The sequence below is a fragment of the Microbacterium sp. SWDP-B6 genome (genome assembly GCF_059803615.1).
Window position 1 is genome coordinate 167,021 of record NZ_JAPFGV010000007.1, and the last position, 20,710, is coordinate 187,730.

Sequence of the window (20,710 nt, forward strand, 5' to 3'; positions counted from 1 at the left end):
TCGCGACCTCGGGAATGAGGGGCCGTGATCCCTATTGAACACGTGATCAACGAGTGATACGGTAGCCCGTGATGAAGACCACGTCAAGAGCCGCCGCGCCCCGTCGGCTGCCGCCGGAAGAGCGCGAACGCTCCATCGTCGACGCCGCCGTCTCGCTGGCAGGGGAGAGCGGGCTCGAGGCGCTCACCGTGCGTGCGGTCGCGGCCAGGGTCGGCGTCACGCCGGCTCTCGTCGCGCACTACCGGCCCGTGATGGAGTCGTTCGTCGCCGAAGTCTTCACCACGATCGTCGCGGCCGAGCGAGACGAGGTCATCGCCTCGTACGACCCGAGCGTCGACCTGCGCACGAACCTGCTGCGGCTCATCGAGACGCTGCTCGACGACTCGCGAGACGACGTCGCGATGGTGTGGGTGCAGTCATGGGCGCTCGGCGCCCGCAACGAGGCGCTCGGCGCCAGGGTGCGCACCGAGATGGACCTCTGGCACAGCGCCCTCGAAGACCTCATCGCCCGCGCGATCGCCGAAGACCCGGCGCTGAGAGAGAACCCGCTGCAGGTCGACCCGGACTCGTCGGCATGGATGCTGCTCGCCATGGTCGACGGCATGAGCGCCCACTCGCTCGTGCACTGGGCGCCCCGCGATCGAGCCGATCTCGCTCGCCGCACTCTCTCCGCGGTGCTCGACGTTCCGGTGGTCGAGCCCGTACAGCCCGCAGAAACCCTCAGGTAAGGACAGCTCATGGGAGCAGAACGCATGCACGCGGCCTCGGCCGAATCGACGGCGATCGTCGACGCGGTGCTCGACTACTCGAGACGGCGGATGCTCGCGGCCGACGTGCCGCTCGACAAGCCCCAGTCGCCGGCCGAGCTCGATCGTCTGGTCGGGACGACGATCACCGACGCCGGTCTCGGTTCGCAGCGCGCGCTCAGCGTGTTCGAGCACATCCTCGCCCCGGCCTGCCTGACGACGAGCCACCCGTCGTATCTCTCGTTCATCCCGACCGCCCCGACGATCGCCTCGATCGCCTTCGACCTCGTGGTCTCGGCATCCGGCCTCTACGGAGGCAGCTGGCTCGAGGGCGCCGGAGCCGTGCACGCCGAGAACGAGGTCCTCTCGTTCCTGGCGGCCGAGTTCGGCCTCCCCGACACCGCCGGCGGGGTGTTCGTGCAGGGTGGCACGATCGGAAACCTGTCGGCGCTCGTCGCCGCACGCGAGGCGGCGAAGGCGAAGCTGCTCGAGGCGGGCAAGGAGCTTCCTCGCCGCTGGAAGATCGTGTGCAGCGTCGAGGCGCACTCCTCGAACAAGTCGGCGGCGAAGGTCATGGATGCCGACGTGCTGCTCGTGCCCGCGGGCGACGACGGCATGCTGAGGGCGAATGCCGTGCGTGAGGCGCTCGCCGAGCACGGCGATGAGATCTGCGCGGTGGTCGCCACCGCCGGCTCGACCAACTTCGGCATCGTCGACGACATCGCCGGCATCGCCGCGCTGAAAGACGAGTTCGACTTCTGGCTGCACATCGACGGCGCCTACGGGCTCACCGCGATGCTGGCGCCCGAGGCCCGTGGCATCTTCGCGGGAGTGGAGCGCGCCGACTCGGTGATCGTCGATCCGCACAAGTGGCTGTTCGCCCCGTTCGACTGCTGCGCGCTGCTCTACCGCGACCCCGACACAGGGCGCCGAGCGCACACGCAGCACGCCGAGTACCTCGACACCCTCACGGACGCCGGTGACTTCAGCCCGTCGGACTACTCGATCCAGCTGACTCGGCGCCCTCGGGGGCTGCCGCTGTGGTTCTCGCTCGCGACCTACGGCGTGGCCGCCTATCGCGAGGCGGTGAGCGCGACACTCGCCCTGACCCAGCGCATCGCCGCAGAGATCGCTGCCCGCCCCGAGCTGAGGCTCGTGCGCGACCCGCAGCTCTCTGTCGTCGTGTTCGAACGCGAGGGCTGGGATCGCGCCGACTACGACCGCTGGTCGGACGAGCTGCTCGACACGCAGCGAGCGTTCGTGGTGCCGAGCTCGCACGGCGGGCGACCGAACACCCGCTTCGCGATCCTCAACCCGCTCACGACGTTCGACGACCTCGTGGGCATCCTCGACACGATGAAGTAGACCGCCCGCAGACCCCCTCAGCGACTGGTGTGGGCGTCGAGGAAGTCGATCGTCTGCTGCAGCGCCGTCTGCGCGTCTGGCATGTCGAGGTGGAACTGGTACTCGTGCGGCAGGGCCGGCTCGTGCGCCGCCGGCCAGAACAGGGTCGTGACGTCGACCCCCAGCTCGTCGAGACGCTTGGCCATCGGGATCGACTGCAGCCAGGTGAGCCCGTCGCCGTTCCCGCCCGAGATGTATGTCGTCGGGAAGTCCTCGGTGACCCAGTCGATCGTCGACATCGTCGAGCCCGTCGAGCTCTCCGCCCATGTCTTGGTTCCCGCATACGCCCACATCGACGTCTTGAGGCCCCAGCCGACGACGCCGTCGAGCGATGCGAGTGCCGCGAGGTCGTACACCCCGCAGTTGAGCACGGTCGCCACGACCTGCTCGGCCTTCAGCGCCGGCGTGATGCCCATGATCTCGGCATAGTCGGGGCTCGTCATGAGCGTCGCCATCTGACTGGCCAGTTGGCCGCCGGCGGAGTCGCCGGCGAGCACGATCTGGTTCGGATCGACATTCAGCTCATCGGCGTGCGCGTCGATGTAGGCGAGCGCGTCGTTGAGCTGGTGCACCGCGAGCGGATACTCGCCTTCGGGCCCGATCGTGTAGTTCACCGCGATGGTGGTGTAGCCCTCGGCCGCGAGGATGCGCATGTAGGGGTCGACGTTCTCCTTCGACCCCGAGATCCAGGCGCCGCCGTGGATCCAGACGACCGTCGGCAGCGGCCCGGTGGCGGATGCCGGTGTGAAGACGTCCATCGTGGTGTCGGCGCCGCCGTCGGCATAGGCGACGTCGAGCTGCTCGGTGAGCGCCGTGTCGGGGACGTGCTTCTCCATCTCGGCGGCGGTCTCGTCACCGCCCTTCGTGAACACCGAGCGGATGAGCATGGCCGAAGGCCAGGGGGTGAGCGCGCCGATGATCGCCACCACCGCGGTGACGAGGAGGACCAGCCCCACCGCCACCTTCGTGCGGTGCCACGGGCGTCGAGCCCTCTGCGGGCGGTCGGACTCGTCTTCGTGCGCGCTCGTGGTCATGGAAACCCCTCTCCGCGCATCATCTTGGCAGTATTCCGGTAGTCAGGCATCCGCTCGGGCGCGCGTGCGGTCAGGCGGCCGTGAGCCCGGCGATGATGCGATCCATCGCATAGTCGAAGGCCTCGTCGACGTCGCCGCCGAGACGGAACATGCCGGCGAGCTCCATCTGCAGGAACCCTGTCGCCCAGGCGGTGAACAGGCGGGCGGCGTCGAGAGCATGCTCCGGTCCGACGAGGTCGGCGCAGGAGCGCAGCACCGGAGCGGAGGTCCGGTGGAGGGCGTCTTCGGGGGCGGACGCCGTGAACAGCAGACGGAACGCCTCGGGGTGCTCGTGCGCGAAGGAGCGGTAGGCGGCGGCGAGGAGGGGGAGCTCGTCGCCCGCGGTCTCGAGTCGGCTCGTCAGCGCATCGGCGGAGGCCTCGGCGACCGCCGTCAGCAGGGCGTCGCGATCTCTGATCCGTTTGTAGAGAGAAGGTGCCCGCACTCCGACGCGCTCGGCGACGGCCTGCATGGTGAGTCCGGCGGGGCCGGCGGTCTCGAGGATGTCGCGGCCGGCGTCGACGATCGCCGCCAGCGAGGTTCGTTCGGGGGTCGGCATCGGGGCTCCTCCATGGCTATTGACAATAGCTATGATAGCTACGTAATGTAGCCATCATAGACCACCTCGAAAGGGACGACCATGAAGCTCGCACCGCACCTGCATCGACTCGGAAACGACGTCGTCGCCTCCTATCTGGTCGACCTGCCCGAGGGGATCACTCTCGTCGACGCGGGGCTGCCCGGTCACTGGAACGACCTGCAGCGAAAGCTGGCCGAGCTCGGTCGCCCGCTCTCCGACATCCGCGGTCTGGTGCTCACCCACGGCGACGGAGACCACATCGGCTTCGCCGAGCGATTGCGCAGTGAGGCGGGCGTGCCCGTCTTCATCCACAGCGCCGATGCGCATCGGGTGCGCACGGGTGAGAAGCCGAAGACCCCGATGGGGCCCGCGCGCATCGGTCCGACGCTCGGGTTCTTCGCCTACGGCGTGCGCAAGAACGCGCTTCGCACACGGCACGTGTCCGAGGTCGTGACCGTCGCCGACGGCCAGGTGCTCGACCTCCCCGGATCCCCGGTCGTCATCGGCATGCCTGGTCACTCGCCCGGCAGCATCGCGGTGCACATCCCCGGGGCGGACGCGGTCTTCGTCGGCGACGCGCTGACCACGCGCCACGTTCTGACGGGGCGCGTGGGTCCGCAGCCCGCGCCGTTCACGGACGAGCCGGATGAGGCCGATGCATCTCTCGACCGGCTGGCCGCCGTATCGGCATCCTGGGTGCTTCCCGGACACGGAGCACCGTGGCGGGGGTCACCCGCCGACATCGCGGCGGCCGTGCGCGCTGCAGGCTAGCGCTCCGTCAGCACCCTCGCCGTGTCGCTGACCGTGATCTGCGGCGGATACAGCCCCATGATCCGGATCGCAGCGGCGTGGTTCTCGGCCGTCGAGCCGGCACAGGCGTCTGCGGCGATCGTGACGTGCGCCCCGGCATCCGCTGCGGCGAGGGCGGTCGAGATCACGCAGCAGTCTGTCGAGACTCCCGCCAGCACGACGTGCGCGCCACGGCCGACGATCTCTTCGATCGCGGAGCCCCACTTGCCGAACGTCGGCAGATCGAGGGTCGGGTGCGGCGACAGGCCGATCGCGTCGGGAACCAGGTCGAACATCGGATCGTCGGAGGGCTGGTCTGCGAACGGCCAGGCGGCGAAGTACGCGCCCCACGAGGTCGAGCGGTCGGCGGTCGGCATCCAGCGCGTCACGATCACGCGGTCGCCGAAGGCTTCGGCGAGCTCGCGGATGCGGGGCATCACGTCACCGAAGAACGGTGACCCCCAGGCCGAGTCGGGTGAGGCGAAGATCACCTGCGGATCGATCACGACGAGCCAGGACTCCCTGCTCACGCAGCTGCCTCCTGCGCGCGGATCCGTCCGGCGCGGGCGAACCAGGTGAAGACGAACGACAGCACCAGTGCGAAGAACACCCCGAGGTTCGCGTAGGCCCAGTCGCCGTCGACTCCGCCGACCAGCCCGAGCAGATAGCCCTGCCAGTTGTTCCATGGGGCCGCATCCGCGAAGCCGTTGAGCACGAAGCCCCAGCCGATGACGCTGGCGACGACCATGGTGCCGATCGAGATCCAGTCCCAGGCGCCGTAGCGTCCGCGGCTGTCGAACAGGGCCTCGTCGTCGTAGTCCTTCTTGCGTCGGAGGATGTCGGCGATCAGGATGCCTGCCCAGGATGCCAGCGGCACGCCGAGCGTGATGAGGAAGCTCTGGAACGGGCCGAGGAAGTCGGTGGCGAAGAACACCACGTAGATCGTGCCGAGGGTGAGGATCACGCCGTCGATCGCCGCGGCGGACGGGCGCGGGATGCGGATGCCGAGGCTCAGCAGCGTGAGGCCCGAGGAGTAGATGCCCAGCACGGCGCCCGAGACGAGTGCGAGCACGGCGGTGAGCAGGAACGGCACGAGCACCCAGAGGGGCAGAAGCGTGGCGAGAGCGCCGATCGGGTCGGAGGCGATCGCGGCGCTGAGGTCGTCGTCGGATCCCGCCAGCAGCAGACCGAAGACGACGAGGATCACGGGCGCGACCGAGCCGCCGATCGTGTTCCAGACGACGATCGCCCCATCGGACGCCGTGCGCTTCTGATAGCGCGACCAGTCGGCGGCGATGTTGATCCAGCCGAGCCCGAAGCCCGTCATCACCATCACGAGTGCGCCGATGACCTGGCCGAGGCCACCATCAGGGCGGGCCATGACGGCGGCGAGATCGATGCTGGGCGCGGCGAGGACGATGTAGAGGATCGTCACCGCGCCGGTGACCCAGGTGAGCACCGACTGCAGCTTCATGATCGTGTGATAGCCGAGCACGGAGGCCACGACGATCAGGGCGGCGACGATCACGGTGGCGATGATCTTCAGCGCGATGCTGTCGCCGTCGCCGCCGAGCTGCGTGATGACGGTGGCAGTGGCGAGCACGGCCATGATCGCGAGGAACGTCTCCCAGCCGATCGAGGTCAGCCACGAGACGATGCCGGGCACCTTCTGGCCCTGCACGCCGAACGCCGCCCGCGAGAGCACCATGGTCGGCGCCGATCCGCGTTTGCCCGCGATGGCGATCAGCCCGCACAGCAGGAACGACACCATGATGCCGATGACCGACACGATCGTCGCCTGCCAGAAAGAGATTCCGAAGCCCAGCACGAACGATCCGTACGACATGCCGAACACCGACACGTTGGCCGCGAACCACGGCCAGAACAGGTCGCGAGGCTTCGCCGTGCGCTCGGATTCGGGGATGATCTCGATGCCCGCGCGCTCGATGAGAGCAGGCTTGATGTCCGTCATGCCATCATCCTGGCACTGTGCAGGGCCCGCGGGGGCGCCGGCGGCGATCAGCTGGCGAAGAAAGCCCCCGCGACGCGGGTGAGGTCGTGCAGGTCCGAGACGCCGGCGAGCTCACGGGCCGAGTGCATCGACAGGATCGGGATGCCGACGTCGACGGTCCGGATGCCGAGACGCGTCGCCGTGATCGGGCCGATGGTCGATCCGCAGCGCACGTTGTTGTTCGACACGAACTCCTGCGTGACCACGTCGGCGCTGTCGCACCAGTCGCGCCAGGCGGCCGAGCCGATGGCATCCGTCGCGTACCGCTGGTTCGCGTTGATCTTGAGGATCGGACCGGAGCCGAGCACCGGCTGCACCACGGGGTCGTGCTTGTGCACATAGTTGGGGTGCACCGAGTGGCCCACGTCGCTCGACAGGCACCACGACGCCGAGAGGGCGCGGCGGCGCTCGGAGGCGTCGGCACCGAGGGCGTCGTACACGCGTCCGAGGATGTCTTCGAGGAACGGGCCGGCCGCGCCGGAGCGGGAGTTGGAGCCGAGCTCCTCGTGGTCGAAGGCTGCCAGGATCGCGATCGGTCCGGATGCCGCAGTGTCGATCGTCTCGAGGGCGACCACGCCGGCGTGCACCGAGGCGAGGTCGTCGAGACGACCTGAGGCGAAGAACGCGCGGTCCTTGCCGAACACCGCTCCGCGTGCCGTGTCGGCGATCACGACGTCATAGCCGCGGATGTCGGATGCCGAGACTCCGGCCGTCTCGGCCAGCTCGGCGAGGATGTCCTCCTGCGTCGGGTCTCCGAGGCCCCACACGGGCTGCGTCTGGAACTGCTTGTCGAGTGCGAGGCTCGTGTTCGCGTCGCGGTCGAGGTGGATCGCGAGCTGGGGGAGGCGCAGCAGCGCTCCCGTGTCGGCGAGCACCACACGTCCGTCGGCGAGTGCGAGTCGGCCTGCGAGGCTCAGCTCGCGGTCGAGCCAGGAGGTCAGCAGCGGGCCGCCGTAGACCTCCACGGCTGCCTGCAGCCACCCCTTCGATCCGGTGGTCGGCTGCGGCTTGAGCTTGAAGCCGGGCGAGTCGGTGTGAGCGCCGAGGATGTGTGCGGGCGTGGTGGCGGTGGCATCCGTCGGCACCGTCCACGCGATCGCCGCGCCGTCCCTGACGACGACGTAGCGCCCGCCGGGGGTCACCTCCCACGCCTGTTCCTCGTCGAGGTGCACGAACCCGGCATCCTCGAGTCGCCTGGCCACCTCGGCGGCGGCGTGATAGCTCGAGGGCGAGGCGGCGACGAAGTCGGCGAGATCCTCGGCGTGGGCGAGAGCGTCCGGGGTGACGGGCATGGGAGACCTTCCTGCAGGGGCGGTTCTTCGATCGTAATCGCCGTATCGACGACGGCGATCCGGTCGGGTGGAAGGGCGCGCCGTTCACCTCCCGGTCACCCGCGGCGGTTACTGTCGCTCTCGATAGCGCCTAGGGTTCCGGGGTTCGTCCCGTCTGGTCCGAGCGGCGCCACGGTGCCCCTCCGCAGGGGCGCCGTCATCTGACAGGACAAAAGCCCGGAGGACCCTGTTCGTCGCGCCCGCGGTGAACGGAAGGGTCTCTCGTGTCCGCACTCGCTTTCGTTCTCGTCATCGCCGCAGCGATCACCCATGCCGCGTGGAACATCGTCGCCCATGGTGTGAGCCGGGCAGGGATGCCGTTCCTGTGGTGGGGAGCCGTCGGTGGAACGGCCGTGTGGATCGGCGTCATCCCGTTCACCGGCGGGCTCGGCACCGATGACCTGCTGGCCTTTCTGCTGGGTGTCGGCGTGTCCGGTGTGCTACACGTCGCCTACATGGCGGTGCTGCAGCGCGGATACCGTGAGGGCAATCTCTCCACCGTCTACGCGACGGCGAGGGGCACCGGGCCGTTCCTGTCGGTGATCGTGGCCATCCTGCTGTTCGGCGAGCGGCCGTCCGTCCTCGCTCTCGTCGGCGTCGCGGCGATCATCGTCGGAGTCGTCGCGATCGGTCTCGTCGATCGGGGGCGCGCCGAGCGTCAGGACCGCTCGCTCGATCTCGGGCTCGTGTTCGGGCTCCTCACCGGCGTCGCGATCGCGATCTACACGATCTGGGATGCGCATGCCGTGCGCACCTGGAACCTGTCGCCCGTCGCGTTCATGGTCGGGACGATGCTGCTCGAGATCCCGTTCTACTCCTTCGGCGTTCGTGGCCGATGGGCGGCGGTCCGCACCCTCGGACGCACGCAGTGGCGACGCATCGTGGCATTCAGCATCCTGTCGCCGCTGTCGTACATCCTGGTGCTCACCGCCATCCAGATCGCTCCGGTCGCTCTCGTCGCTCCGCTGCGCGAGGTCAGTGTCGTGCTCGTCAGCCTCTTCGGGGTGTTCGCGCTCAAGGAGAGCAGGCCGGGGTGGCGTCTGGCTGCGTCCGCGGTCGTCGCCGGCGGGATCGTGCTGCTCGCCCTGTAGCCGTGGCTGTGGCTGTGGTTGTGGTTGTGGTTGTGGCTGTGGCTGTGGTTGTGGCTGTAGCTGTGGCTGTGGCTCTGCGCGGCTGGGCGTGCTGCTGCTGATGGTTGTATGGATGCTGTGTCAGTGGGATGGAGTCTTCGAGCGAGCGGCCTTTCGGATGCCTCCTGGATGGCCGAGCTCAGGGCCGTCGTGATGAGACCTGACCTCGAGCGTCTCGGCCGATATGACCCCGTGCGCGTGCGGCAGCGCTTCCTCGATGCGTTCGTTCCCGAGAACACCCGCGTGATCGTCGTCGACGGCGATGACGTCGGTCTGGTCGCGGTCAGGCACGAACCGGACGCGCTCTGGATCGAGCACTTCTATCTCGCGCCGGAATCGCAGGGCCGCGGGATCGGGGCAGCCGTGCTCGCCCACCTGCTCGCGGACACCGACGGCACTCTGCCTTTCCGGCTCAACGTGCTGCAGGCCAGCGCAGCACGTCGGCTGTACGAGCGCCACGGCTTCGTTCTGGAGAGCGAGGACGCCGTCGACGTCTTCATGAAAGCGGATGCCTCCCGCGCGTGACGGCGTCTGAGCCACTTCTTTCGTCTCGTCTCTTCTCTGTTCTCCTCTCTCTTCCCTCGGCTCGTTGGTGTGACTTGCTTCTCTTCTTTTGGCTCGTTGGTGTGACTCGCTTCTCTTCTTTCGGCTCGTTGGTGTGACTCGCTTCTCTTCTTTCGCCTCGTTGGTCTCGCTCGCTTCCTTCTCTTCTTTCGCCTCGTTGGTCTCGCTCGCTTCCTTCTTTTCTCTCGCCTCGTTGGTCTCGTTCGCTTCTCCCTCCTCGCGTTGGCCGCTCTCTTCTCTTCTCTCGCCTCGTCGGTCTCCCGTTCTTCTCCCTCCTCTCGTTGGCCTCTCTCTTCTTCTCTCTCGCCTCGTTGGTCTCGCTCGCTTTCTTCTCCTTCCCCTCGTCGGTCTCCCTCTCCGTCCTTCCCATCTCCTGAACTTCCGGCGCCCGGGGGTGCGAATCTCGCGTGTTGTACTGAGAGATTGGAATATGGCGTTGAACTGGGGTAAATCCAGACGATTCGGGGTGCTGAATGTCGGTGGTCGCGGGTTGACTGGGGAGTATGAACAGCACCGCGGAGCTTCTGAATCGGGTCATCACCGACCTCGATGCGGTGCTGTCCGATGACGCGTTGGCGGGGTTGTCCGATGCGGAGCGGATCGGCGTTCTGGTGGCGGCGGGGGCGGCGTTTCGTCGGGTGGAGGCGGTGGTCGTCGAGACCGTCGCGACGGGCGAGATGGGTGACTTCCCGCACTCCGCAGGCTGCCGGGGCGAGAACGAGCTGCTGCAGCGGACGGTGCTCGTCGATGCGCGGGGTGCGACCCGGGTGGGGAAGGTCATCGACCGGGTGCGGCGGGATGTGAGCCTGGTGTCGGGGGAGCGGCTCCCTGCCCGGTGGCCGGAGTTGCGGACGGCGCTGTTGGACGGGGTGATCGGGATCGACGGGTTCCTCGCCGCGACGGGCCCGATCGAGAAGGTCTGGGACAGGCTCAGCGTCGACCAGCGGTTGGCGGCGGATGTGGCGTTGGCGGGGTGCGCGCGCGGGCACGGCCTGAAGGCCGACCCGGATATGGACCCAGATGCGCCTGGTCCGTCGCCGACGACGGAGGATCTGAAAGCTCTCGCCGAGGATCTCGCATCGATGTTCGACCCCGACGGGGAAGAACCCAAAGACGAGGACGCGAGGCGTCGGCGGGGCGTCACGATCGGGCGATTCAAGGATGGTGTGCACGCGATCCGCGGGTATCTGACCCCGGATGTCGCGGCCCAGTTCCAACTCATCATGGACGCGATCCTCAACCCCAAAGGCGACGGCCCGCCCCGGCCAGGGGTGTTCTTCGCCCCCGGCGGCGGCGCGGGCTCAGATGCGGATGCGGATGCGGATGCGGATTCAGGTGCTGGTGCTGGTGCTGGTGCTGGTGCTGGTGCTGGTGCGGATGCGGATGCGGACCCGAACTCTGACACGGATGCGGGGGAGGATCCGTTCAACTCGGATGAGCGGAGCGTGCTCGATGACCGCACCGCGGCGCAGAAACGTCACGACGCTCTCGCCGCAGCGCTGGCGATCGCGGCGCGGCACAAGGACATGCCCACCCTCGGCGGTGCATCACCGGTCGTCGTCGTGACGGTCGACGCGACAGACCTCGCCCACCATGCCGCTCAGGCCACCGGCGCTGCCTTCGGGGGTGCCGCCTTCGGAGGTGCCGCAGCCGGGGGCTCTGGGGCCGGAGCGGGTGGCAATGGTGGGTGGGCGACGATCCCCGGTTCCGGTGCTCATGTTCCCGTCTCTGTCGCGGCGCAGGTCGCGTGCTCGGGGGCGATTCAGCGCGTGCTCATGGACGAGGGGCGGATCATCGGGATCACGACCACGGATCGGATCTTCACCGTGCATCAGCGTCGGGCGATCATCGCCCGCGACAAGGAGTGCCTGATCCCTGGATGCCACGTTCCCGCGTCGTGGTGTGAGATCCACCATGTCACCGAGCACGCCCGGGGCGGCCCGACGCATACGGATAATGGTGTGCCGTTGTGCTGGTGGCATCACCGGTCCCTCGGCACCTCGGGGTGGGAGATCCGGATGAACGACGGCCTTCCGCAGGTGCGCGGCCCGGCATGGTGGGATCTCGCACAGCACTGGCGCACCCCGAAACTCAGCCTCCCCGCCGACCTGCCCCGGAAGCACCTCGCCCGAACGGGGTGACCTGCGACTCGGTCGCGGTCGCCTTGCACGCTTTGGGATCTGGTTCGACTTCGGTGGGATCCAGCCGTCGTGATCCGGCTTCAGCGCGCCCCGTGAGCAGACGCCAGCGTGGGCAGCCCCCGCGTGAGCAGACGCCAGCCTCGACCGTCTCCGCGTCAGCGGAAGTCGACCAGGCCGGCGTGCGCCGCCGTGACCAGGATCTGCACACGGTCGCGAACGTGCCACTTCGACATGATGCGGCCGAGGTGCGCTTTCACCGTTCCCTCCGACACGATCAGCGTGCGCGCGATCTCAGCGTTCGACATCCCCTGGGCGAGACGCTGCAGCACCTCTTGCTCGCGGTCGGTGAGCGCCTCGAGCGAGTCGTCGCCGCCTACCGGCTCCGTATCGCGCACGTGCTTGATCAGCAACGAGGCGATGCGAGGTGACAGAGAGCTCGCTCCGCTGTACACCTCACGCACGCCCTCGAGAATGCTCGCCGCGCTGGAGTCCTTGAGCAGATAGCCCGATGCACCGGCACTGAGCATCGGAAGCACGGTGTCGCTGCCATCGAGCGTCGTCACCGCCAGGATCTTGACCTCGGGCCACCGCTCACTGATGACCGCAGTCGCCTCGATGCCGTTCATCTCCGGCATCTGCACGTCCATCATCACGACATCAGGATGCTCGCGCTCCACGACTTCAATGCCCTCGAGGCCGGACTCCGCCTCCGCGACCACCGTGATCTCCGGGTCTCGTGAGACGAAGTGAGAGAGCGCTGAGCGCACCAGGGGATCATCATCGACGATCACGACTCGGATTTGGGACATGGAGGAAGCCTAACCGGGGTGTACCTGCGGCGCGATGTCTTAGACCTTTGGCTATCGAGGTCTAGACGTGCGACAGATGTGGTGCGAGAAGATCACCGAGAAGATGAGTACATCGCTAGTCAAAAGTGCAATAAAGGAGGTGAATCTCTATGTCTTTCTGGAACCAGGTTGGACTCTTTTTCGGCTTCTACCGTTAATCTATATGGCGGAAAGGAGATACTGAAGTATGGCTTCAAGTCTTCCGGCGGGTGAACGCGCAGACGTCACTCGACTCGGAAAGGGCGAGAAGCTCAGCACGATCGAACGGATCGCCGTATTGTCGGTCGTCGGAACGATCGTCACCTTCGACATCGTCGGACTGTTCCTTCCTCCGGGATTGGATCCTCTGACGGCGGCACTCGGGATCGCATCCACCGCGGTCTTGGCCCTGTATCTCTGGTCGCCACTGATCGCGACATACGCCCTCGGCGTGGTGTTCGCACTCTCCTTCATCCCCGGCATCGAAGCCCAGGTGCTCACGACCGCCGCTTTCGCGGCAGGCCTGATCGTGCGTCTGGGATGGACCTCCTTGGTCCTGTCCTATGCCGGAGTTTTCCTCCTCGCATCCGCACTGGTCGTCACTGGCGACTCGAGGGATGCCTTCAATATCGCGATCTTCCTGGTCGGCGCCGCAGTATCCGGAGCCGTCGGCTTCGCACTTCGCATCGCGTTCGCCCGAGGGCGGACGCTCGAGGTGCAGCTGGCTGAGAAGGCCGAGCAGGAACGGCAGGCAGTACTCGCTGAGCGACGTTGGATCGCCGGCGAGTTGCACGACAGCATCGCGCACCACCTCACGGTGGTGGCGCTGCACGTGCAGATGCTCGACGACGATCGCACCAGCAGCGAATCGCAGGAGGCGATCCGCATCGCCGCACGCAAGGCGATGACCGATCTCCGCTTCGTGATCGACCTCGCCGACGACGGGCCCAGATCCGAGGGCATGCCCTCGGGTGATCTGGCGGCCTCCGTCGACGAAGCCCAGCAGGAATTCGAATCCGCGGGCCACTCTGTGATCGTCGACGGTGACCCCTCGGACGAGCGCATCCCCCGCGCGGCCGAGATCATCCTCGCGCGCATCCTGCGCGAGTCCGCCACCAACGTCCTCAAGTATGCGGGCGAGGGCGAAGTCGCCATCCGATTCGACATCGATGACGACTCCGCAAAGCTGACGGTGAGTAGCCCTCTCTCTGTCACGCCGCGTCGCGAGCTCTCGTCGAGCCGCACCGGCATCGGGCGGATGGCCGAACGTGTTCTCGGTGCCAGTGGTGAGTTCAGTGCCGGAGAAGCGGACGGACGCTGGGTCGTGACAGCTCTCCTGCCGATCGTCTGACCAAACCGGTATTCCGGCATCTTGGCGACGGAACGCGGTCAGAATCCTCGTCCAGCATTCCGATACTCTGGGGGAAAACCCGCGGAATTCCGGGGATGCACGCTCAAGGACTAGACGAAAGTCCAGGGTAGGTCTCGACTATAGACCGTGTTCCATGGTGTAGCCGGGAGCTTACATTGGGTATACCCCAGAAATAGCGCATCCCCAGCGCTGTGATCGCGAGCGCGATCTCTGGAATCTGATCCCCAGCGCGCTCGCGATCGGCTTCTTCCCTCGAGGAATCGAAACCGACCTGCTGGCTCCTAGCCGCCGACTGCACGCATGTAGTGCCCGTCTGTCGATATTCCCGACGCTGCGACGGTGAACCGCACCACCTCGCTGAGATAGCGGTCCTCCGATGCTTCGAAGATGCGTCCGCTCGCATCGCGGGAGATGCGGCTGAGCCGGAGGATCGGCGTTCCCTGCGGCACCCGCAGGAGCGCGGCATCCTGGTCATCGGCCGCCACCGCGTCGATCTGGTGCTCGAGGCCGACGATCGGGTGTCCGACTGACCCCAGGTATTCGGTGATCGAGATCTCGTCGGTGTCGACGTCGAACAGCCGGCGCCCGACGGCCTCGGTGTAGAAGAGGCGCTCGAGCATCGTCGGTCGCCCGTCGAGCAGTCGGAGTCGCACGACGCCGACGATCGTGTCATCGGGGGAGACCCCGAGAAGCTCGGCGCGGTCACCTGCCCGGCGAAGACTCAGCTCCTGCGTCTGGGCGCCGGGGGTCACGCCGAGATCGCGAGCCCAGCGGGTGAACGGCACCGACACGTCGACGGCCTGACTCGCCTTGCGGGAGACGACCCGAGCGGGGCGGCCTCTTCCGGTCTCGATCAGGCCCTCGCTGCGCAGCGCAGCCAGGGCGTTCCGGATGGGACCACGAGACGTGCGCCAGCGTTCGGCGAGCTCCGACTCGGTGGGCACGTCATCCCCGGGGCGCAGAGAGCCGGCCGCGATCTGGGCGCGCAGGTCGTCTGCGATCTGGGTGTATACAGCTTCGGCCACATAGGCATACTACTTGGTGACATCACAGGGAGGTCGAGCGTTCTGTCTGTGTTCATCCCAGGAAAGCCCGGGTGAACGAACCTTGAACTCTTGCAAGTTAGGTATATATCTCGGCCCGCGCCCTGTCAGAGTTGCTCGTGGATCACCCCCTCCCACTCTGAAAGGTCCTCATGAAGCTCCGCGCTCTCCCCGTACTCGCCGGCGCCGCGATCCTCGCGCTCGGCCTCGCCGCCTGTTCCGGCACCGCCGAGGCCACCGGCGCGTCCGATGCCGAGGCATCGTCGACCGCGAGCGGCTTCGCAGTCGACGAGAACACGCTCGTCTTCGGCGTCGTGCCCGACTCGGTCGACACCGAGACGAACTACCAGCCGCTGATGGACTACATCGCCGAGATCACCGGCAAGTCGGTCGAGTACCACGAGTCGACCGACTACGCCGCGCTCATCGAGGCCGCTGTCGCCGGCAAGGTCGACGTCGCCTCCTTCTCGGGATTCACCTACGTCACCGCCACCAACAACGGTGCGAAGCTCACCCCGATCTCGTCGATCGTCACGGAGGAGGGCCAGGAGCCCGGCTACTTCTCACAGGCGATCGTCCCCGCTGACAGCGACATCTCGAGCATCGACGACTTCGCGGGCAAGAAGGTCTGCTTCGTCGACCCGTCGTCCACGTCCGGATACCTCTTCCCCTCGTACAACCTCATCGAGGCGGGCATCGACCCGAAGACCGACATCACTCCGGTCTTCGCGGGCAAGCACGACGTGAGCGTGCAGAAGGTCGGCGAGGGGGTCGAGTGCGAGGTCGGCTTCGCCGAGGACTCCGAGGTCGAGAAGTCGGATGCCGTCAAGGTCATCGACGAGACCATGGTGCCCGGTGCCCCGCTCGTCTACTCGTCGACGCTTCCCGACGACGTCGCCCAGAAGCTCATCGACGGCCTCTCGGAGATCACGATCGACGACATCATCGCCGCCGGCATCGACAGCGCCGACACCGACTCGTTCCGCAGCGTCTTCTTCGCCACGAAGCCGGTCGACGACGCGTACTACGACCTCATCCGCGACATCTGCAAGGAGACCGAAGCGGAGCAGTGCCAGGGCTGACACCCTGACATCCGCTTCGCTCCCGCTCGTCGAGCGGGAGGTCACGGCGAGCGAGACGAGACGCGCTGAGGTCGATGCGCTTCGTCTCGCTCGCCACCTCTGCCGACGAGCTTCAGAGATTCACGAGGAGAACTGACATGAACACGGCATCCGATGCCCTCATCCGCCTGAACGGCGTGACGAAGACCTTCGGCACGACGACGGCGCTCAAGAACGCGTCTCTGCAGGTGTCTCGCGGCGAGATCGTCGTGCTGCTGGGCCTCTCGGGCTCGGGCAAGTCCACGCTCCTGCGACACGTCGACGGGCTCGAGGTCCCGACCTCGGGCGACATCGAGGTGCTCGGTTCCCCGGTGCCGACTCTGAAGGGCAAGGCGCTCCGCCGCCTGCGCAGTCGGGTGGGATTCATCTTCCAGCAGTTCGAGCTCGTGCCCTCGCTCACCGTGCTCGAGAACGTGCTCACCGGATCGCTGTCGGAGGTCCGCGGACCGCGCCTCGGGCTCTGGGGCTATTCGAAGGCGGCGAAGCTGCGCGCCCTCGAACACCTCGACCGCGTCGGACTCCTCGATCGCGCCTATCAGCGCAGCGACACCCTCTCGGGCGGCCAGCAGCAGCGCGTCGCCATCGCCCGCGCCCTGATGCAGAAGCCCGACATCCTTCTCGCCGACGAGCCCGTCGCCTCGCTCGACCCCGAGTCGAGCGATCAGGTCATGGCGCTGATCCGCGAGATCGCCGCCGACGAGGGCCTCACCGTCGTCTGCAGCCTGCACCAGGTCGACCTCGCGATCTCGTGGGCCGACCGCATCGTCGGCCTGCGCCACGGTGAGATCGTGCTCGACACACCGACCGGCGACCTCACCAAGGCCGAGGTCATGGAGATCTACGGCCGCGTCGCCACGACCACGGCTGAGATCCGCGCCGTCCAGAACGAGCTCACCGAGATCGCGGTCGACATCGCCGACATCGACACGGCCCGGGTCTCATGACCGTGCTCTCGGACGCCCCCTCGTCCTCCGCGGCCCCAGGGCACTCCACCGTCTCCGACCGCGCACCCCGACGCCCGCTCTCGGCCGAGCGCATCGCCGCCGGGCTCACCCTGGTGGCTCTCCTGGTGCTCGGCATCCTCGCGGTCGAAGAGGTCGGCATCTCGATCCCGGCGATGGTGCAGAGCTGGGGCAATGCCGAGAACTTCGTGGCCCGCGTCGGCGGACTCTCGTTCCCCGAGCCGGCCGACCTCGCATGGCTGATCGCCCTCACTGTGGGGCTCGTGCTCGTCGGCACGCTGCTCGCCGCCGTGCTCTCGGTGCCGATCGCATACCTCGCAGCCTCGAACACGACCCCGGGCAACGGATGGCGGGCCGCGGCCCGATTCGTGGGAGTGCTCACCCGCGCGCTGCCGGATGTCGTGCTCGCCATGGCGTTCGTGCTCATGTTCTCGCTCGGCACCCTCCCCGGCATCCTCGCCATCGGCATCCACTCGATCGGCATGATCTCGAAGATGTTCGCCGATGCGATCGAGCAGATCGACGAGGGTCCCCGGCTTGCGATCCGCGCCGCCGGCGGATCGAAGATGCAGGAGTTCGCCTCGGGGATCCTTCCCCAGGTATTGCCGAGTTGGGTCGCGACGGTGCTGCATCGCAACGACATCAACCTGCGCGGCAGCGTCGTGCTCGGCTACGTGGGTGTGGCGGGCCTCGGGCTCGAGATGTCGTACGCGTTCAAGTCGCTGAACTACGGCAAAGGCCTGGGCATCGCGCTGGTCATCTTCATCCTGTGCGTCGCGATGGAGATCGTCTCGAGCCTGGTGCGCGGGGCGATGCTCGGACAGCAGAGGCAGACCCGGTCGTGGATCGACCGCATCATCCACCCTCGACTGCGCGGCTCGTCGAGCGCGAGTTCGACGGGGACCGCACGACCTGCATGGGCGGCAAGCCCTCAGACCGCGGTGCGACGACCGTGGACGGCAGAGCGCGTGCGCAACACGAGCGGCATCATCGTCGCGGTGCTCGTCGTGATCGGCAGCGTCGTCGTCAGCCAGATCAACTGGCTCGACTTCTTCACCTTCTGGGCCAAGCTCCCCGAGGTCGCCGCGAAGTTCTGGCCGCCGTCGTTCGGAAGCTACGAGGCGTCGGCGATGATCGCCGCCATGCGCGACACGATCGCGATCGCACTCGCAGCGACCGTGCTCACCCTGCTGCCTTCTCTGATCCTCGGCTCGCTCGCGGCCAGCAACGTCGCACCCGGCCCTGGCGCGCGCGGCGTCGCACGATTCCTGCTCGTCGGCATCCGCGGCATCCCCGAGCTGATCCTCGCGATCGTGCTCGTCGTGATCACCGGGCTCGGTGCGCAGGCGGGAGTCATCGCACTCGCCATCGGCGGCATCGGACTGCTCGGCAAACTGATCGCCGACTCCCTCGAGGAGGTCGACCGAGGCCCCGAGCGGGCGCTTCGCGCGGTCGGCGCCACTCGTCTGCAGACCTACACCTCGGCGACAGTGCCGCAGGGGATGCAGGCGCTCATCGGACACAGCTTCTACATGCTCGACACGAACATCCGTGCGGCGACGATCCTCGGCATCGTCGGCGGCGGCGGAGTGGGCTACTACCTGCTCAACGCCAGCCAGGGCTCTCGCTACGAGACGGTCACCGCGATCGTGCTGATGATCCTCGTCACGGTGCTCGTCGTCGAAGGACTCGCGATGTGGATGCGGAAGGTGTTCCGATGAACGGCACTCAGCACAGCGCGACTCAGCACAAAGGCGCTCAGCGCAGCGCGGATCTCGTCGTCGTGGGTTCGGGGATCATCGGCCTCGGCGCGGCCTACGCCGCTGTTCGGCGGGGCCTCACGGTGATCGTCGTCGACAGGGCGGATGCCCCTGTCGGGGCGACGATCCGCAACTTCGGCCATCTCTGCATCGGCGCACAGACCGGCGAGGCTCGCCGCTATGCCGACCTGTCTCGCGACCTGTGGCTGCGCCTCGCTCACGACGCGGACTTCTGGCTGCGCGAATCCGGCACGCTGGTCGCCGCCCGTCACGCAGACGAGATCGCGGTGCTCGAGCAGGCGGCGGCCGACGGCGGCATCCGGATGCTGGAGACGGACGAGCTGCTGCGTCTCGCCCCGCTCCGTGCCGAGGGGCTCGTCGGCGGGGCGCACATCGAGACCGACCTGCAGACCGATCCGCGCACCGCCGCGGCCGCGATCGTGCGACACCTCGCCGCGCAGGGAGTCGACTTCCGCTTCCGCACAGCGGTGACCTCGGTCGCCGGGCGACGCGTCGAGACGACGAGAGGCGCCATCACGGCCGGCGCGGTGGTCGTCGCGGTCAATCACGACGTCGACCAGCTGCTGCCCGAGGTGGCCGCACGCGCCGGTGTCGAGCGGTGCGCGCTCGACATGATGCGAGCGGCGGTGACGCTGCCGCATCCGCTCGCTGCCCCGCTGCTGACCGGATGGTCGCTCGTGCGGTACGGACGCTTCGCCGACGGTGCGGCGGCCGGTGCCCTCCGTGAGCGACTGCACTCCGAGCGCCCCGACCTCGCGGCACTCGACCTCAATCAGATGTACACCCAGTTGCCGGACGGCACGCTCATCATCGGCGACTCGCACACCACGTCGAGTGCGCCCGGGCCGTTCCAGCCGGAGGCGGCGTTCGCCGCGTTCCTCGCCGAGGCGGAGGCGCTGTTCGACATGCCCGCACCGCGGGTGCTCGAGCGCTGGCAGGGCGTCTACGCCAAGGCGCAGCACGAATTCCTCATCGACAGGGTCGAGGAGGGGGTGCTGGTGCTCGCCGCGACCACCGGCATCGGAATGACCACGGGTCTGGGGCTCGCCGAAGAGAATCTCACCGCCGCCTTCGGGTGGGCACCCTCAATGGAAGGAACCTCATGACCACGCACCTCTCCGCACCTCCGGCACTCGAACTCGTCGTGCTCGACATGGCAGGCACGACCGTGCTCGACGACGGCGTCGTCGAGACCGCGTTCCAGCGCGCCGCCGAGCGCACCGGAGTCGCAGATCGGATGCCGTGGGACGACGCGCTGGCCCATGTGCGCGCGACCATGGGCCAGTCCAAGATCGACGTCTTCACGCATCTCGCGGGCGGCGACAGGGCCGCAGCCGAACGGGCGACGGCGGAGTTCGAGGGTGCCTATGCCGAGATCGTGGCGGAACAGGGGGTCGCCGAGATCCCCGGGGCGGCGGATGCGATCCGGAGTCTGAAGGATGCGGGTCTGACCGTCGTGCTCACGACCGGGTTCGCTCCGGTCACCCGCGACGCGCTGATCGACGGTCTCGGATGGAACGGCCTCGTCGACCTGGCGCTCTCGCCCGTCGACGCCGGACGAGGGCGCCCTGCGCCCGACCTCGTGCTCACCGCGCTGATCCGCACGGAGACCTCGTCGGTCGCGTCGGTCGCCGTCGCGGGAGACACCGTCAGCGATGTCGAATCAGGGCGCCGCGCCGGTGCCGGCTTCGTCGCCGGCGTGCTCACGGGCGCCCACGACTCGAGTGCCCTCGAACTCGCCGGTGCCGACGCCGTGCTCGCAGACGTCACGCATCTCCACAGCGCGCTGGCCGAGCGCGGGCTGCTTCCGCTCGTGCCCACCGTCTGAGTGGCCC

Annotated in this window: 19 protein-coding genes; 12 read left to right on the top strand and 7 right to left on the bottom strand. The window is 67.7% G+C overall.

From position 1 onward, the window contains the following. The first annotated feature begins 71 nt into the window (after positions 1–71). On the top strand, positions 72–728 hold the full coding sequence (locus OPU70_RS11405) for a TetR/AcrR family transcriptional regulator (protein WP_475435656.1): 657 nt from the start codon (positions 72–74) through the stop codon (positions 726–728). Between the two features lie 9 nt (positions 729–737). Then, complete coding sequence (locus tag OPU70_RS11410) at positions 738–2,111, top strand: pyridoxal phosphate-dependent decarboxylase family protein (RefSeq protein ID WP_079113459.1); 1,374 nt, start codon at positions 738–740, stop codon at positions 2,109–2,111. Positions 2,112–2,128: 17 nt separating this feature from the next. On the opposite strand, the gene OPU70_RS11415 is transcribed toward OPU70_RS11410, so the two are convergent. Then, on the bottom strand, positions 2,129–3,184 hold the full coding sequence (locus OPU70_RS11415; RefSeq protein WP_498557812.1) for an alpha/beta hydrolase: 1,056 nt from the start codon (positions 3,182–3,184) through the stop codon (positions 2,129–2,131). Positions 3,185–3,254: 70 nt separating this feature from the next. Continuing rightward, the gene (locus OPU70_RS11420; RefSeq protein ID WP_042540074.1) at positions 3,255–3,782 is read right to left on the bottom strand and encodes a TetR/AcrR family transcriptional regulator; all 528 of its coding nucleotides are present in this window, start codon (positions 3,780–3,782) and stop codon (positions 3,255–3,257) included. An 81-nt stretch (positions 3,783–3,863) separates the two neighbouring features. Here OPU70_RS11420 and OPU70_RS11425 point away from each other — a divergent pair, with 81 nt between their 5' ends. After that, positions 3,864–4,574, top strand: coding sequence for an MBL fold metallo-hydrolase (locus OPU70_RS11425; RefSeq protein WP_079113457.1), 711 nt, complete (start codon positions 3,864–3,866; stop codon positions 4,572–4,574). On the opposite strand, the gene OPU70_RS11430 is transcribed toward OPU70_RS11425, so the two are convergent. The 3 genes from OPU70_RS11430 to OPU70_RS11440 are packed head-to-tail and all read right to left on the bottom strand — an operon-like array spanning position 4,571 to position 7,895. After that, entirely contained in the window at positions 4,571–5,122 is a 552-nt protein-coding gene (locus OPU70_RS11430) for a cysteine hydrolase family protein (protein WP_042540078.1), read from the bottom strand. The two genes, OPU70_RS11425 and OPU70_RS11430, sit on opposite strands and share 4 nt — an antisense overlap. After that, positions 5,119–6,564, bottom strand: coding sequence for a purine-cytosine permease family protein (locus tag OPU70_RS11435; protein WP_498557813.1), 1,446 nt, complete (start codon positions 6,562–6,564; stop codon positions 5,119–5,121). The genes OPU70_RS11430 and OPU70_RS11435 overlap by 4 nt, the downstream gene beginning before the upstream one ends. A 47-nt stretch (positions 6,565–6,611) precedes the next feature. Then, entirely contained in the window at positions 6,612–7,895 is a 1,284-nt protein-coding gene (locus OPU70_RS11440; RefSeq protein WP_079113455.1) for a M18 family aminopeptidase, read from the bottom strand. A 263-nt stretch (positions 7,896–8,158) separates the two neighbouring features. Between OPU70_RS11440 and OPU70_RS11445 the strand changes: the two genes are divergently transcribed. The 3 genes from OPU70_RS11445 to OPU70_RS11455 all read left to right on the top strand — a co-directional run bounded on the left by OPU70_RS11445 (position 8,159) and on the right by OPU70_RS11455 (position 11,769). Then, on the top strand, positions 8,159–9,025 hold the full coding sequence (locus OPU70_RS11445) for an EamA family transporter (RefSeq protein WP_498557814.1): 867 nt from the start codon (positions 8,159–8,161) through the stop codon (positions 9,023–9,025). A 168-nt stretch (positions 9,026–9,193) separates the two neighbouring features. Beyond that, positions 9,194–9,589, top strand: a complete 396-nt coding sequence (locus OPU70_RS11450) for a GNAT family N-acetyltransferase (RefSeq protein WP_367824203.1) — start codon at positions 9,194–9,196, stop codon at positions 9,587–9,589. 542 nt (positions 9,590–10,131) lie between these two features. Next, positions 10,132–11,769, top strand: a complete 1,638-nt coding sequence (locus OPU70_RS11455; protein ID WP_498557815.1) for an HNH endonuclease signature motif containing protein — start codon at positions 10,132–10,134, stop codon at positions 11,767–11,769. Between the two features lie 155 nt (positions 11,770–11,924). Here OPU70_RS11455 and OPU70_RS11460 read toward each other — a convergent pair whose 3' ends face one another. After that, the gene (locus OPU70_RS11460) at positions 11,925–12,578 is read right to left on the bottom strand and encodes a response regulator (RefSeq protein ID WP_228385565.1); all 654 of its coding nucleotides are present in this window, start codon (positions 12,576–12,578) and stop codon (positions 11,925–11,927) included. A 226-nt stretch (positions 12,579–12,804) separates the two neighbouring features. Here OPU70_RS11460 and OPU70_RS11465 point away from each other — a divergent pair, with 226 nt between their 5' ends. Continuing rightward, on the top strand, positions 12,805–13,947 hold the full coding sequence (locus OPU70_RS11465) for a sensor histidine kinase (RefSeq protein WP_498557816.1): 1,143 nt from the start codon (positions 12,805–12,807) through the stop codon (positions 13,945–13,947). Between the two features lie 302 nt (positions 13,948–14,249). Here the strand turns inward: OPU70_RS11465 and OPU70_RS11470 are convergent, their stop codons facing one another. Further along, complete coding sequence (locus OPU70_RS11470) at positions 14,250–14,993, bottom strand: GntR family transcriptional regulator (RefSeq protein ID WP_042540093.1); 744 nt, start codon at positions 14,991–14,993, stop codon at positions 14,250–14,252. A 170-nt stretch (positions 14,994–15,163) separates the two neighbouring features. Here OPU70_RS11470 and OPU70_RS11475 point away from each other — a divergent pair, with 170 nt between their 5' ends. From OPU70_RS11475 to OPU70_RS11495, 5 genes are all read left to right on the top strand, one after another. After that, on the top strand, positions 15,164–16,093 hold the full coding sequence (locus OPU70_RS11475; RefSeq protein ID WP_498557817.1) for a phosphate/phosphite/phosphonate ABC transporter substrate-binding protein: 930 nt from the start codon (positions 15,164–15,166) through the stop codon (positions 16,091–16,093). Positions 16,094–16,230: 137 nt separating this feature from the next. Continuing rightward, entirely contained in the window at positions 16,231–17,076 is an 846-nt protein-coding gene (phnC, locus tag OPU70_RS11480) for a phosphonate ABC transporter ATP-binding protein (protein WP_079114046.1), read from the top strand. Next, positions 17,073–18,815 (top strand): phosphonate ABC transporter, permease protein PhnE, encoded by a 1,743-nt coding sequence (gene phnE / locus OPU70_RS11485; RefSeq protein WP_498557818.1) that lies wholly within the window; start codon positions 17,073–17,075, stop codon positions 18,813–18,815. The genes phnC and phnE overlap by 4 nt, the downstream gene beginning before the upstream one ends. Next, positions 18,812–19,981, top strand: coding sequence for a TIGR03364 family FAD-dependent oxidoreductase (locus OPU70_RS11490; protein WP_498557819.1), 1,170 nt, complete (start codon positions 18,812–18,814; stop codon positions 19,979–19,981). The genes phnE and OPU70_RS11490 overlap by 4 nt, the downstream gene beginning before the upstream one ends. Next, positions 19,978–20,703: an HAD family hydrolase gene (locus OPU70_RS11495; protein ID WP_498557820.1), complete on the top strand. Its 726-nt coding sequence runs from the start codon at positions 19,978–19,980 to the stop codon at positions 20,701–20,703. Before OPU70_RS11490 ends, OPU70_RS11495 begins: the two co-directional genes overlap by 4 nt. Positions 20,704–20,710 lie beyond the last annotated feature (7 nt).